Raw genomic sequence first — 14,473 nt, 5'->3', positions numbered from 1 at the left:
GCTGACTATGGCGGGGAAGCTGAACGCGCATCCGGAGTTCGTGCAGGATGCGGCGACCATTGCCGGGGATATTCGCGCTCGGTTGCAGGGGATGGCCGATGCTGCCCGGGCCGCGGTCGCGCCGGGGCAGGCCGCCTGGGGTGATGACGATTTCGGGCGCAAGTTCGCCGAGGGCGACAAGGGATTCGTCACCGGAAGCGCGAATATGGCTGCGGGGACCGAGAATCTGTCGGACTCCTTCGGCAATCTGACCAGCGGGCTGCAAACCTCGGCGCAGCGGCTGACGGCCATGGAGCACGGCAACCGCGACGGTTTCGCGTAGTACTGCTGTGGCGCTGGAGTTTCCGTCGTGGCTCGAATGGCTGAGCTGGGTGGTGGGCTCCGCATGGCCGCACGGCAATGAAGACAAGATGTGGCAGATGGCCCGCGACATCGAAGCCGTTGCGGGACAGGCCGATGACATCTACAGCGACCTCGATCATCTGATCAATGCCCTCGGCGACGCCTATCCGGACGGTGACGGCGGCCAGGAAATGCTGAAGTGGCTCACACCGCTGCGCGACGGGGACGCGTCCGGGCACGGCTCGGTGCGGGAATTCGCCGAGAACTATCGCCAATTGTCGACTGCCGCAGACGGTATGGGTGATCAGCTGCAGGCGGGCAAACTCAACTTCTACATTGCGGGCGCGTGGTTGATCGGCGAACTCGCCTGGGCCGCGGCGACCGGGCCGTTCGCGCCGGAGTCGGAAGCCGTTGTCCTGAGCACGGCGCGCGTGTTCTTCCGGGAGCTCGGTCAGCAGGCGGCCGAGCGGATCGAGCAGATGATCGAGGGGCGCATTACCAATGCGGTGCTGAAAGAGGTTCTCCCCAAGCTCATCTACGAGATCGGGCAGGGGGCGCTCGTCTCCACCTTTCAGGGCACCACCCAGGAGTTCCTCGTCCAGACCATCCAGAACGAGACCGGTCACGGGCACGGCTACGACTGGGGTGCGATCGGGAAGAACGCCCTCGTCTCCGCCGTATCGGGCGCCGGGGGCGGTGCCGCGGGTTTCGGTGCGCACCACGTGTTTCCGACCGATGCGGGCGGCCTGCGGGGTGTGTTCAACGGCGCGCTCACCGGTGCGACGGCTGGTCTCGGCGGCGCCGGAACTGCCTGGCTGGCAGGTGGACTCGTCAATGGGAACTGGGACCTGGATCCGCGCACCCTGACCGGCGGTGCGCTGGCCGGAGCCGGACCCAGCGGGCTGCACGGCTATGACGGCCAGACCAATCACGCCGGGCCCATGGACTTCCGCGACGGCAGTGCCCCCATGCCGCGCGAGGCCGGTGTCCAGAACTTCGGCACCGATCACTCCGGCGTCACCACACTGGACGCACCCGGTGCGAGCACACTGGACCAGCCCGGCGCTACGACCGGCGAACGCCCCGGCGGCAGCACCGATCCGGTGGTCGACGGGCAGCAGCCGGGCGGACCGGGCGTCCACTCGACAAGTGCGCCCGGGGTGGACACCACCACCGCGCCCGGCCGGGACGATACGGCGCCCGGCCACGACGCCGCGCCGGGCGACAACAATGCCCCGTCCGTGATCGATAACCGGCGCGATCAGCCGGATGCGAATGCCCAGGACGACACCGGTGCAACGGAGACGTCCTCGCATCCCTCCACCGACACCTCCGCACCGGGCGGCGACCGGGCAGGCGAGACGAATCTTGTTGACAACGGCGGGAATTCGGATTCCGGCACCAACTCGCGCCCGGATATCCACAGCCCCGCCGACGATCCGGCATCAAGGGTGGAGGCGGCCAGCCACCCGGGCGATACCGCGCCGCACCCCGCCTCGGATCCTTCGGGAGACCCGTATCCGCAAGCGGCGAACGATATCTCACCGTCCGGTACCACCGTCCCGGTCGGCGAGGCTGGGCAGCCCGCCCCGCCCGCAGGCGCCTCTCCCGCGCACACACCGCCTGCGGCCAGCCCGAACGCGGTGGCTGCCAGTGACGTCCGGGCACCCGGGGCCGATCCCGGCAAGGCTGCCCCGCTCCTGCGTGATCTCCGTGCCGGAACACCGTCCGACGGCACCGCCCCCAAACCGAGCGCTCCCGGCAGTGATCCCCGTGCCGGTGCAGTCGACCGCCCAACCCGTCCGGACGCAGCGGTGCGGGCCACCAGCACCGGCGTCGAACCCGCCGCGCCGCACGCCCGGACCGATAGCGGCAGTGATCCTCAGAACGGTCAGGACTCGCTTGCGGCAGCATCGGCCGACCGCGCCGATACGGGCGGCAATGGCCGGAACGGTCAGGACCCGCTTGCGGCCGCCCCGGCCGATCACTCGGCCGCGCCCGGTGATCATGCGGACTCGGCTGGCGATCACGGTAGTGCCGCACGCGATCATGCGGACTCGGCGGGCGAACACGGTAGTGCCGCAAGCGATCATGCGGACTTGGTCGGCGATCACGCCGGTGCAGCACGCGATCGTGCGGACTTGGCCGGCGATCACGTCGGTGCCGCAGGTGATCATGCGGACTCGGCTGGCGAACACGCCGGTGCCGTACGCGATCATGCGGACTCGGCGGGCGATCACGGTAGTGCCGCAGGCGATCACGCGGGCAGGGCTGGTGAGCGTGCGGGGGTGCCGGACGCTGTGGTTCCGATTCCCGTCGATACCTTCGCACCGCACCGGGCCGAGGGTGATGGTCCGCGTGTTCCCGGTGAGACTCGGAAATACGATGTCGCCGCGGCGGGGCCGGTGGGGGAGTTTCATGGCAGTGCGCGTACCGGGGATCCGCTCTCGCTGGATTTTGTGCACGACCAGATCAAGGAGCAGGGGCGGCTCATTACGCCCGAGGGGGTGTCCTGGAATCGGGATGAGCAGCACTTTGTGCTCTCGGACGGACGGCTTGTGCGGGTCGAGGTGGGGGCGACCGAGCGGAACAATGTGGCCGAATTCCGGCCGAGTGCGGACGGTTTCGATGTGCGGGTGTCGGAGCACGCGCGGGACCAGGATGTTGTTCGGGCGCTGGCGCACGAACTGGCGGAGATCCGGCTGTCGCAGGACGAGGACATCCTCATCGACCCGCACGATGATCGTCCGACCCGGATGTCGACGCAATTGGGCGGGCGGTTCGCCGAATTGCGCACTCTGACAACACATATCGATCGCGCGATTATGGATCCGGGCCGGGCGCAAGAGCTTCCGGGGCTGCGCCGTGATCTGAGCGACCTCATGGACCACCTGGGATTCCGCGATCCCGCACACGCCCCTACCGTGGAACACCTACTCGCCGGGCATGACCCCACTCTCGCGCACCGGATAGAGCTGGAGCGGGACGGTGTGCACTCCCAGCGGCCGGCATTCAACCCGGACCTCACGCAGGCCGATTTCGACCACGCGGCCGAGAATCATCTGAGCGGGCTGCGTGATCTGCTGACCGGCACTCACGCCGCCGATGTGGTGCGGACCGAGGAGCAGGGCCTGAACGGCCGTCTGCGCGAGGAACTTTCGCGGCGCGTCTTCGACCCGATCTTCGAGCCGGAGGCCAAGGCGGCGCGCGGCCAGGTGCCGCGGTTGTTCCAGGGGCTCGATCCGATCAACGCGGCCATCAATCACCCCACGCTGCGCGGGCCGGAGCGGGCCGCGGCGATCCACCGCGCCATCGACCGCTTCCACGACGGTATGCCCGAAGCAGCCCGCGAGGCTCTCGGTCCGGAGCGCTTCGCCCATATGCACGCTGCCGCAGACGCTTTCGCCTCCGCCGCGGATCGGATCACCGGAGTGATCGATCACGCGACCCGGCGGATGACCGTCGGCGGCGAGCAGACCACCCTGGCGGACTTCCTGCACGGTATCGATCGCGCCAATCGGGGCGCGGCCGAGAACGGCATCACCGTCGAATACGCGGTGATCCTGCACGATCCGGTGGACGGCCTCTCCACCGTCGAAGTACTGCCCCGCCCGCAGCCGCAGCACCGATTGCCCTTGGACCAGTTGGTCTTCGGGCCGGACAATGAGCGGATCGCGCCGCAGCCGCGGCCGCCGATTCCCGCCGCGGAGGCGGGCGGGCACACCATCGATGTGGGTGTCGGCCGCGGCGCCTTCGGTGTCGAGATGACCCCGGCCGCGGACCGGGCCGGTGGGGGACTGATCATCAAGACCGAGCTCGCCGATGCGGCCCTCGCCGGTCAGCGCCGCCGCGATCTCGGCATTCTCGATCCCGGCCCGCTCACCGAACCGGGCAGTGTCATGGTCTTCGGTGATCTGCTGGGCAACGGCCACCTGCTCGGCGGCGATATCGCGCGCGTCTACATCAATAATGTCAGCGCCAAACTGCCCGATGCCGTCTACGACGCCATCGCCAGGAATCTGTCGGAGGGCCTCGCACCGGGCGGGCGCGTCGAAGTCCAGTGGGATATGAAGCCGGACAAGGTGGGTGAGCCGCCGGGCAGCCGCAACCACATCCTCGGCACCAAGCTGTGGGAGGCGCTGGAGCGAGTGCACCAGGACGGAACCAATCCGTTCAGGCTGGTGGAGCGCACCGACTTCCTGCATCCGGGCAATAAGGATTACGACTACACGATCGACGCGGGCTCGAGCAATAAGCTCCCGCACGAACGGATGGCCGAGTACTCCCCGCCGCAGCCCGAGCACCGGTGGGTGATCTCCTATGAGCCGGATTCCACTGGTAATGCGGCACATTCGGACGTGGGCAACCCCTCGGGTCCCCGCGAGAACGGCCCGGTACACGACCCCGCCGACGCGGGCGGCGAGTCTCCCCTGGACGGACGACACAGCGGCACAACGGATCTGACTCCGGAGTCCGCGGTCGAGGGCGCTTCTCCTGGTGATCGTCCCGTGGAGATGACCCCGCATCTCGGCGACCGCTTCGACGAAATGCGCGGGCTGGCGGCCCATATCGACGAGGCCACGGCCGATCGTGCCCGGCAGCACGAGGTCCCGGAGCTGCAGGGCAGGCTGCACGATCTGATCGAGCGGGTGGGCCTGCGCGATCCCGAGCACGCCCCCACCGCGGAACGGCTACTGGCCGAATATGATCCGGACCTCGCGCGCCGCATCGAATTGGCGCATCTGCCGCCCGAGAGCATTCTGCGGCCGGGGGAGTTCGATCCCGAGTCGGTCCCGACCGCGCACGATCTCGGCAGGATCGATCAGCTGCACGCGCTGGCCGAACAGGCGACGCGGATCGCACCGGACGTGCGGCACGATTCCGCCGAGCACAACTCCCTGCGCCGTGAAGCGCTGTCCCTCGTCGAGAGACTTGGTCTGCGAGAGGACACACCGGGCGCGGCCGAGCGGCGCGAGCTCATTGCCGATCGACTGCCCGAGCACGCCCGCGGGCAGGTGGACGATCTGCTCGCCGACGTCGGTCGCCGCGAGTCCGACCTTGCCCCGGAAGACCGGCAGTTCGTCGACGAGATCCGGCTTGCGACAAGGGCTTCGAACGCTCTGGACTTCCTCTCCCTGCCGTTCCACAAGGCCGTCATGAAGGCTCATCTGGCGTATCGGGCCGAGATGGCCGAACATCTCGCCCGATCGGCCGATGAGGGGTCGGGTGCGGCGACCGCCGAACGGCTCCGGCTCACCGGCAATCACCTTGTCCAGGACGCTGATTCGGGGGCGCGGTGGTTCCGCTGGCCGCCGGATGCGGAGGAGTCTCCGGCGAGCGCATCGGCGCCGGACATCGGTCTCCCGTCCGATCCGGATTATCGGCTGCCCGCCGATCCGCACCAGCTGCACGAGGTCTGGTCGAACCTCTCACCGGAGGAGAAGGACGCGTGGCACCGCGCCGACCCGTTCATCGGAAACCGGGACGGCATACCGCAGATCGACCGCGACAGGTACAACCGGCAGACCCTCGAGGTGCTGCGGGAGCACGCCGAGCACACCAGTCCGGAACGCCTGGACATCATTCGCGATATGCAGAAATTCCTCGAGCCGACCGAGGAGGGCATGCCGGAGCACTACCTGTCGTATCTCGACGACAAGCTCCAATACATCTATGCCCTGGGCAATCCCGATACCGCCCACAATGTGGCGATCGAATTGGCCGGTGCGTTCCGCCGGCGCAGCGGTGTCGGCTACGCGCTGGAAACCCTGGAGCAGGTGCGGCAGGCCGCGCTGGCGATCGATCCGACCGCGGCAACGTCGGTGATTCTGTTCGGCGCGTACGACAATCCGAATTCGCTGGTCTCGGCGCTGCATTCGGTTCATGCGGAAGACGGTGCGGCGAAGGTGCGGGAGTATCACGACGGGCTGCGGGTCACCCATCAGGGACCGCCCGCGCATACGACGACCATCGCGCATTCGTACGGTGGTGTCACCGGCGGGCATTCGGCCGGACACGGCAATGCGCTCGACACCGACGCCCTGGTATTCATCGGGAGCTGGGGCACCGGCGTGGCGCACGTCGGGGATCTGCGACTGACCGGCATCGACCCCGCCGAGACCGGCGACCACATCTTCGCGACCATGGCCGAATACGACTCCATCCAGTTGATGCCGCCCACCCACGGCCCCGCGCCGACCGATCCGGCGTTCGGCGCTACGGTTTTCGAATCGGGTACCACGCCCAGCGAGACCCGGCTGGGCTGGAATCCGGCCGACCATGTGGGTAAGAACTATTTCGGCTCACGCAATCAGGCCTACCGAAGTCTCGGGCTGATCCTGACCGGCCACGAGGACCTGCTCCGCTGAACAGAAACGAGGACGGTATGCCATCGGCAACGACGCAGGGCGAGGTCCGTGCGCAATTGCTGCGGCACTTCACCGAGACCCTTCAGGCGGTGCCCGCAGCGACCCTCGAGGCCGTGCCCGCCGAACTCGCGCTGGCGCTCCGGCATCCGGACCTGCCCGCGGCGGCGTTCCACCGCGGCGTCAGGCTGCCCTGGGACGAAAGCGATCCCGACAACCTGCTGGAATTCTTCGACATCCGCTACTGGGTGCTCGGCGCCACCCCCGACACCTCGGACCGGTATTTCGACCTGGTGCTGCGCGCCTGGGCCGCACAGGGCTGGGCGATCCGCACTGATCGGGATGCGCGCCCCCGCACCGGCTACACCCAGACCTCCGACGGCTACGGCCTCACCCTCACTCAGAGCGTGAACGGCTACCTGAGCCTCGCCGGGTCAACCCCGCCCTTCGCGCCCGACTCGGACGAAGGCAGCCCACTCCCGGCCCGGATCGATCGACCCGCCGACCCGTCGAACTGACCCTCGCCGCCACCGGTTCACCGATCGCGCGCTGACTTCGTCTCGCGTGGCGTCCAAGCGTGCCCCTGATCACTCGCTTGCGGTTTCCGCCTGCTCCTCGTCATGTAACACCAAGATCTAAACGTTCCATCGACACGGTCCTGCCGTCGATGTGGCGAGGTGGCCGAAACTCATATTAAACCGCTGGTAAAGCTATTGACGGCGGTTTGTGCCCTGTCGCGACCTGGAGGCAATTTCAGCATTTCGCGTTACTGGCGCGTAAAGAGTGTTAGAAATTGCGAAAGCTTCGACGAGGTCCAAGGAGTCCCCATGCCAGCGCATATTCGAGCCCGGTCGGCAGGTCCCGGTCGAGGGGCGGTGAAACGGCTGGCGGTGATCGTTGCGTGTGCGGCCGCGGCGGTGGCGGGTATCCCCGCCACCGCGCAGGCCGCGTCGCACTATCCGGTTCCGTACGGCCTGGGGGCGGCGCTCGCGCACTTCGGTGATTCCTCTTCGCCTGCGGGAGCGAATGATTGGAGCTGCCGCCCGAGCGCGGAGCATCCGGAACCGGTGATTCTGCTGCACGGCCTCACCGCGACCCAGGCCGAGAACTGGACGACTCTCGCGCCGCTGCTGGCGAACAACGGATACTGCGTGTTCTCGCTGACCTACGGCAGGAGTGCCGCGCTGCCGTCGCCGTTGAACGGAGTGCCGGGTGTGCGGTCGATGATCGATTCCGCCACCGAGGAATTGGCGCCGTTCGTGGATCGGGTGCTGGCGGCGACGGGCGCGGCGAAGGTCGACTTTGTCGGGCATTCGGAGGGGACCGTCATGCCGCGCTGGTACATCAAGTTCCTGGGCGGGGCCGACAAGGTGGCCAAATCGGTGAACCTGGCTCCGATCAACAATGGCACGCAGGCCAATGGTTCGGGGTTGCTCGCGGGTGGGCTGGGCGCGGTCGGGTTGTGGGAGCAGGCGCAGCGTCTGGCCGAAAATTCCGGGGCGCCCATCACCGTGGAATTGACCACCGGATCGGACTATCTGAATGCGGTGAACTCCGGCGTCGCCTACCCGCCCGGCATCGACTACACCTTCCTGATGACCCGGTACGACGAGGCCGTGGTGCCCTACACCAGCGGATACGGACCCGTCGCGCCGAATGTCACCAATATCGTGGTGCAGGACCAGTGCCCGCTGGCGATCTTCGAACACAATGGCGCGGCCTTCGATCCTGTTGCCGCACAAGACGTTCTGAACGCCCTGGATCCCGCGAATTCGCTACCGGTCGATTGCTCGGGCCTGCCGCGCAACAGCTGATCCGCCGACTCGACGCATTCCGACCCGAAGGTTCCCCATGGCATGTTCGCCGACCACCGCTGTGCCCATCGCCGCCGCCCGAGCCCGATATCTGTCCGGCGCCCTCGCCGTCCTCACCGTATTACTGCTGGCGCTGGGAGTGTCGACCGTGGCGCCGGCCCCGGCCGAACCGATCGACGATGCGGCGGCCTGGACCGCGACTCATGATGGGCCGCAACCGTTTCCGAATGTGCACACCGACTGGGACGTGCCGATCACGATGAGCGACGGTGTGGTGCTGAAGGCCAATGTGTACCGACCGGCCGATGCCGCGGGCATCCCGGCGACCGAGCAGACGCCCGCGATCGTGAACCTGACGCCGTATTCGAAGCTCACCACCACCGTGGTCGACGCGGTGCTCGGTGATCCCGCGCTGTCGGGCATGCTGACCGCGGCCGTGGCCGGGTTCGATCTGTCCGGTGTGGGCCTGAGCGGCTATTCCGACCTGGCGAAGGCGCTGGCCGCAGGCGCACTGCGCAATTTCGGCGTGGATCGAAAGCTGGTGGAGTCCGGGTACACCCAGGTCGTGGTCGATGTGCGCGGCACCGGATTCTCCGAGGGCGACTGGCAGGTCTTCGGCGAACGCGAGCAGCAGGACGGCGTCGAAGTGGTGAATTGGGCTGCGGCACAACCGTGGTCGACCGGCGCGGTGGGAATGAACGGCCTGTCGTATTCGGCCGCCAACCAGCTGCAGACCGCTGAACGTAAACCGGCGGCGCTGCGTGCGATTTTCCCGGTCGTCCCCGGCAGCGACCTGCTGCACGACATCATCGCCACCGGAGGCGGATTCGGCGTCGGATTCATGCCCACCTGGCTGGCCAGTGTCAATGCCCTCAAACTGGTGCCGGACCTGCAAGCACTGTTCAGCGGCAATCTCGACGGGCAGTGGTTGCGAGATCGGATGAAGGATCCCTTCACCGATGCCGGTGTCCTGCTCGCCACGCTGGCCGCCCCCAGCCTGGCCGGCAGTCCGGAGCTGACGGAAATGCTGAACGGGGACAGCCCATTACGCCGCAGTCTGGACGGTCATCCCGAGCAGGTCAGCGTGCCGGCCTTTGTCTACGGCGGCTGGCAGGACATTTTCGCCTACTCCGCGACGCGCATCTACAACGCCATCGATGTTCCGGCGGAGCAGAAGAAACTGATCATGGGTGATACCTACCATCTGACCACCGGCGCCGGCCTCGGTCTACCCGGCGGCCCACCGCGCCTGGATGTGCTCCAGCGCGCCTGGTTCGACAAGTGGCTCAAGGGCATCGACAACGGCATCGACCGCTTCGATCCGGTGACGCTGTGGCAGCAGGGCGGCAATTGGGCGAGCCGGCAGCAGTTCCCGAGTCCGGGTATGGATTACCGCCGGCTGTATCTGGATCCGGCGCCCTCGGGGACGGCGCTGAGTGTGCACGACGGCAGCCTGCGCACCGAGCCGGGCGGGGCGGCGCTGCTGACCGTGGCGCCGGGACTGACCGGGCTGTGCTCCCGCGAAGCCGCGGTGGGCACCGCCGGTGAGACCGGAGTGCTGGACATCTGCGCGAAAGACGCACGCATCAACGAGACCAACGGTCTGACCTTCACCAGTGCGCCGGTCGGGGTTCCGACCGAGATCTCCGGACCGATCGCCGTGCATCTGAACACGGTGCTGGATGCCACGGACGGTTTCTGGTCGGCGACGGTCAACGACGTCGCTCCCGATGGGCGATCAACAGTGTGGACCAGCGGACAGCTCCAGGCATCCCTGCGAAAAGTGAACGAGGACAGGGCGACTCGATCACCGAACGGTGATTACACCGATCCGTACCCCTATCTCACCCTGGACACCCGCCAGGAGGTGGTGCCGGGGCAGCCGACCATTGTCGATATCGGGATGCCGGCCACCGACGGTGTGCTGCAACCGGGGCACCGGCTGCGAGTCGATATCTACGCCTTCGATGTCCTGCGCGGACTGCCCATGCGCCCGATGCTCGATGCCAGCGGGCTGAAACCGGAACACCTGCAATTGGATCCGGCCGAACCCAGCTGGGTGAATATCCCGGCAGCCGGGCAGCTGGGCTGAATGTGGTGCTACCGCACTACGATTCACCGTCCGCCGACAGGCCCGGCCACTCCGAGCAGGGCCGTCTGCACCTGCAGCAGATGGTCGATATCGCCTCGGATGTCGGCGACGGCATCGTTGTAGAGGAAGGCTTCTCCCAGGGCGACCAGGGCGAAGGCGAGGGTCTCCCGTTCGATCGGCGGGCGATACCCGTCCTGTTCCTGGGCGCGCCGGAGCAGCCGTTCGACCAGCGCGACGCTGCCCCGGTGCACGGCTCCGTCGGCCTGGGTGAGCAGGCGCAGCGCGGCCGGGGATTCGTTCTGCAGGTAGGTGCGCAGCGCCGGGTCGGCCGCCAGCTGCCGCAGGACGCGATCGAATATCTCGGAGATCCGGTGTGCGCCCCGGCCGGTGCAGCGCCGGTCGATCGAGGTGACCACACGCTCGAACTGCAGGGCCAGGGCAGCGCCCAGCAGTTCGTCCCTGGTTCCGAAGCGGCGGTAGAGGGTGGTGCGGCTGATGCCGAGTTCGGCCGCCACCACGGGCAGTTCCAGCCGCTCTCCGCTGCCGAAGATTCGGATTGCCGTGTCGAGCACATCATTTCGAGGCACCGACCTGGACTCGTCCGCTTCGGAATGCGCGTGCGCGCCGATCATTGCGGGGTAATCCGCCGCGGCACCGGCACTCTCGGCAGATGCGGAGACAGCGCTCGGTTCCGCGATCGCATCGACCGCGCGCACGGCCGCCGGATCGAGGTGGCGCATGGCCGCGACGATGATCGATACCGTCAGATCTGCGGCCGCGGTGAAATCCAGCTGCTGGGCGATGGCCTGCTGCACGCCCCGTACCCCGATATCCGCGATCACCGAGGCGCAGAAATCGGCGCTGGCGCCCCAGCTCAGATCCGCGCTGCCGTATTCGTTGCGGATCAGGTCGGCGACGGTGTCCGCCACCGAGGAGAGCACCGCGGCTCGCACCTCGTGCGAACGGCCGGCGGTGGGCGCGCCGAACAGTACGTGAAACCCTTCGGAGCGGGCGGCGGCGAAGTCGAACAGTGCGCGCGTTGTCGTCGCGACGTGCCGGTCCAGGTCGAAACCCTGGGCGCGCCGGTAACTTTCACGCATCCAGCGCAGTAGGCCCTCCGCTTCTCGGCGCAGGCAGGCTTCGAGAAGCTGGTCCTTGGTGCCGAAGTGGGCGTACAGCGTCGGCTTGGAGGTGTCGGCCGCGAGGGCCAGCTCATCCATGGTGACGTCGTCGAAACCGCGGGCGGCGAATACCGACAGCACGCCGTCCAGCAGTGCGTCGTCGGAGGGCCGCACCGACGACGGACGGCGGCGCGGCGCGGGACCGGCAGGCTCGGGTTCGGACCTTGTCATATCGCAGCAGGCTACCGTCCTGGCCGACTCCGCCTCCGGTGCGGTTCGCCCGCGGTGGGGTGGCATCGTCGATCCGTCGTAGTTCTAGCAGTTCTTGACTATCAGTAATGCTGATATTGCTAAATTACCTGTAAATGTAGCCGGATGATTGACATAACACTCCATAAGGTGGAACGTTTGTTTGTGAACGTTCCATCGATCGCACAGCTCTGACTCGGAAAGCGCGGACCTGCAATGCAATTGGCCCTGACCGGCGATGAGATCGGGTTCCGCAATCACCTGCGGACGCTGTACCGCCGTGAAATTCCGCTCGAGATCCGGGACGCCGTGCGGGAGGGTCGTGAGCTCGGCCGCGAGGACCTCGTCACCACGCAGCGCATCCTCAACGCCCACCACATCGCGGTGCCGAATTGGCCGCAGCAGTGGGGCGGAAGGGACTGGACCCCCATCCAGCGCCACATCTGGCAGGACGAAATGCAACTCGCCTGCGTCCCTGAACCTTTGACGTTCAATGTCGACATGATCGGGCCGGTCCTCGCCCGGTTCGGCTCCGAAGAGCTCAAGGTGCGGTTTCTGGCGCCGACGGCCAACCTCGACATCTGGTGGTGTCAGGGATTCTCCGAGCCGGAGGCCGGGTCCGATCTGGCGGCCTTGCGCACCACCGCGATTCGCGACGGGGACAGCTATATCGTCACGGGGCAGAAGATCTGGACCAGTGCGGCCCAGTACGCGGACTGGATGTTCTGCCTCGTGCGCACCGACCCCGGTGCGGTGAAGCAGCAGGCGGGCATCTCCCTGCTGCTGCTTCCCATGGACGCGCCCGGCGTCACCGTGCGCCCGATCGCCCTCGTCGACGGCAGCAGCGAGGTCAACGAGGTATTTCTCGATCAGGTGCGGGTACCCGCCGATCACCTTGTCGGGCAGGAGAATCAGGGCTGGACCTACGCGAAATTCCTGCTCGGCAATGAGCGCATCGGTATGGCCGGCATCGGCCGCACGAAGGTCCGGCTGTCCACGATCAAGGCACGGGCCCGGCAGACCCGGGTGGGCGCCGGCACGCTACTGGACGATCCACTGTTCGCGGCACGTCTGGCCGAACTCGAAAACGACACGCTGGCACTGGAATTGCTCCAGCTCGGCGCGACCGATGCGAAGACCGGCGGGTCCGCGTCGATTCTGAAGCTGTGCGGCAGCGAACTGCAGCAGGCCGCCACCGAGCTGATGCTGGAGGTCGCCGGACCCGGCGCGCTGCTGCCGGACGCGACCCAGTGGGCCGGACGCAGCACCGCGGCGTATCTGAACTGCCGCAAGACATCCATCTACGGAGGGTCCACCGAGGTGCAGCGCGGCATCATCGCCTCGACGATCCTCGGATTGTGAGCCCCGGCCGTGAACTTCGAACCGACCGCGGAACAGGCGATGTTGCGCGACACCGTGAACAATGTGCTGGCCTTCCACTCGTCGGCGGACGCCGCCGACCTCTGGCCTGCGCTGGCCGATCTCGGACTACTCGGGCTGACCTTCCCGGAATCCGAAGGCGGCCAGGGCGCGGGCCCGATCGAGGCGATGATCGTCATGTCCGAGCTGGGTGCGAGCCCGGTCCGGGTCCCGGTGCTCGACAGCGCCTACCTGCCCGGGAACCTGGTGGCCGAGGCGGCCAGCCCCGCCCAGCGCCGCGAACTCCTGCCGAAGATCGCGGCCGGGCAGCTGCGGCCCGCCTTCGCGCACGAGGAACCCCGAGCGCGCTGGCCGCTGCGGACGCTGTCGACTTCGGCTGTGCGACAGGGCGCCACGTGGCAGGTGACGGGGCGCAAGTCGCCGGTGCTGTTCGGTGACGAAGCCGATCTGCTCATTGTCAGCGCCGCCGTGACCGACGGCATCCGGCTGTTCCTCGTCGACCCTGCCGGTGCGGGTGTATCCCGAAGGGGGAGTGCGACATACGACGGTATGAGCGCGGCCGACATCGTGTTCACGGCTGCCGCCGCGGAGCCGCTGGCCTCGCTGAGGGCCGAGGAGGCGATCGAGGCCGCTCTGGTCGCCGCCCAGGCGGCGCTGTGCGCCGAAGCTGTCGGCGCGATGACCGAGGCCCTGCATCTCACGGCCGAATATCTGTGTACCCGTAGACAATTCGGCGTCCCGCTGCGTACTTTCCAGGCGCTCGCCCATCGTGCCGCGGACATGCACATCGCGGTCGTGATGGCGCACGGCATGTCCGTCTACGCGTCGATGGCATTGGCGGACGGCGTGATCGATCAGTCCGTCGCCTCCCGCGCGAAACTTCGTATCGGACGGTCGGCGCGCTACGTGGGGCAGGAAGCCGTCCAACTGCACGGCGGTATCGGGATGACCATGGACTACCCGGTCGGACAGTATTTCGCCCGCCTGACCGCCATCGAGCAGACCTTCGGCAATTCCAGCGACCATCTGCGATTCCTGATGAGCCGGGTCGCCGAATACGACATGGTCGACCTGTGAAGGGGCCGGCGTAATCCCCGTACCGAATGCGCG

At 67.4% G+C, this 14,473-nt stretch carries 8 protein-coding genes; 7 read left to right on the top strand and 1 reads right to left on the bottom strand.

Annotated features, from left to right (window positions below; translation table 11 throughout):
- Nucleotides 1–7 precede the first annotated feature (7 nt).
- The 5 genes from OG326_RS38595 to OG326_RS38575 all read left to right on the top strand — a co-directional run bounded on the left by OG326_RS38595 (nt 8) and on the right by OG326_RS38575 (nt 10,613).
- The gene (locus OG326_RS38595) at nt 8–322 is read left to right on the top strand and encodes a hypothetical protein (protein ID WP_327142041.1); all 315 of its coding nucleotides are present in this window, start codon (nt 8–10) and stop codon (nt 320–322) included.
- A gap of 7 nt (nt 323–329) precedes the next feature.
- A complete protein-coding gene (locus OG326_RS38590; protein WP_327142040.1) occupies nt 330–6,710 on the top strand; it encodes a WXG100-like domain-containing protein in 6,381 nt (2,126 codons plus the stop codon).
- 17 nt (nt 6,711–6,727) lie between these two features.
- Nucleotides 6,728–7,225 carry a hypothetical protein gene (locus OG326_RS38585; protein WP_327142039.1) on the top strand — a complete coding sequence of 166 codons (498 nt, stop codon included), beginning with the start codon at nt 6,728–6,730 and terminating at the stop codon, nt 7,223–7,225.
- Nucleotides 7,226–7,534: 309 nt separating this feature from the next.
- Nucleotides 7,535–8,521 carry a lipase family alpha/beta hydrolase gene (locus OG326_RS38580; protein WP_327142038.1) on the top strand — a complete coding sequence of 329 codons (987 nt, stop codon included), beginning with the start codon at nt 7,535–7,537 and terminating at the stop codon, nt 8,519–8,521.
- A gap of 37 nt (nt 8,522–8,558) precedes the next feature.
- Entirely contained in the window at nt 8,559–10,613 is a 2,055-nt protein-coding gene (locus tag OG326_RS38575; protein WP_327142037.1) for a CocE/NonD family hydrolase, read from the top strand.
- A 23-nt stretch (nt 10,614–10,636) separates the two neighbouring features.
- On the opposite strand, the gene OG326_RS38570 is transcribed toward OG326_RS38575, so the two are convergent.
- Nucleotides 10,637–11,965 (bottom strand): QsdR family transcriptional regulator, encoded by a 1,329-nt coding sequence (locus OG326_RS38570; RefSeq protein ID WP_327142036.1) that lies wholly within the window; start codon nt 11,963–11,965, stop codon nt 10,637–10,639.
- Nucleotides 11,966–12,199: 234 nt separating this feature from the next.
- On the opposite strand from OG326_RS38570, the gene OG326_RS38565 reads away from it, so the two are divergent.
- Both OG326_RS38565 and OG326_RS38560 read left to right on the top strand, forming a co-directional pair.
- A complete protein-coding gene (locus tag OG326_RS38565) occupies nt 12,200–13,345 on the top strand; it encodes an acyl-CoA dehydrogenase family protein (protein WP_327142035.1) in 1,146 nt (381 codons plus the stop codon).
- 9 nt (nt 13,346–13,354) lie between these two features.
- Nucleotides 13,355–14,440 carry an acyl-CoA dehydrogenase family protein gene (locus OG326_RS38560; protein WP_327142034.1) on the top strand — a complete coding sequence of 362 codons (1,086 nt, stop codon included), beginning with the start codon at nt 13,355–13,357 and terminating at the stop codon, nt 14,438–14,440.
- Nucleotides 14,441–14,473: the final 33 nt, after the last annotated feature.

Origin of the sequence: Nocardia sp. NBC_01327 (genome assembly GCF_035958815.1) — a bacterium.
Lineage (GTDB): Bacteria > Actinomycetota > Actinomycetes > Mycobacteriales > Mycobacteriaceae > Nocardia.
Note: the sequence above shows the minus strand (reverse complement) of the source record. Positions and strands in the feature narration are given on the sequence as shown.

Bases quoted from the DNA above. Each gene is read 5' to 3' on its own strand.
- OG326_RS38595 (WP_327142041.1), top strand. From the start codon at position 8: ATGGCGGGGAAGCTGAACGCGCATCCGGAGTTCGTGCAGGATGCGGCG.
- OG326_RS38585 (WP_327142039.1), top strand. From the start codon at position 6,728: ATGCCATCGGCAACGACGCAGGGCGAGGTCCGTGCGCAATTGCTGCGG.
- OG326_RS38580 (WP_327142038.1), top strand. From the start codon at position 7,535: ATGCCAGCGCATATTCGAGCCCGGTCGGCAGGTCCCGGTCGAGGGGCG.
- OG326_RS38575 (WP_327142037.1), top strand. From the start codon at position 8,559: ATGGCATGTTCGCCGACCACCGCTGTGCCCATCGCCGCCGCCCGAGCC.
- OG326_RS38570 (WP_327142036.1), bottom strand. From the start codon at position 11,965: ATGACAAGGTCCGAACCCGAGCCTGCCGGTCCCGCGCCGCGCCGCCGT.
- OG326_RS38565 (WP_327142035.1), top strand. From the start codon at position 12,200: ATGCAATTGGCCCTGACCGGCGATGAGATCGGGTTCCGCAATCACCTG.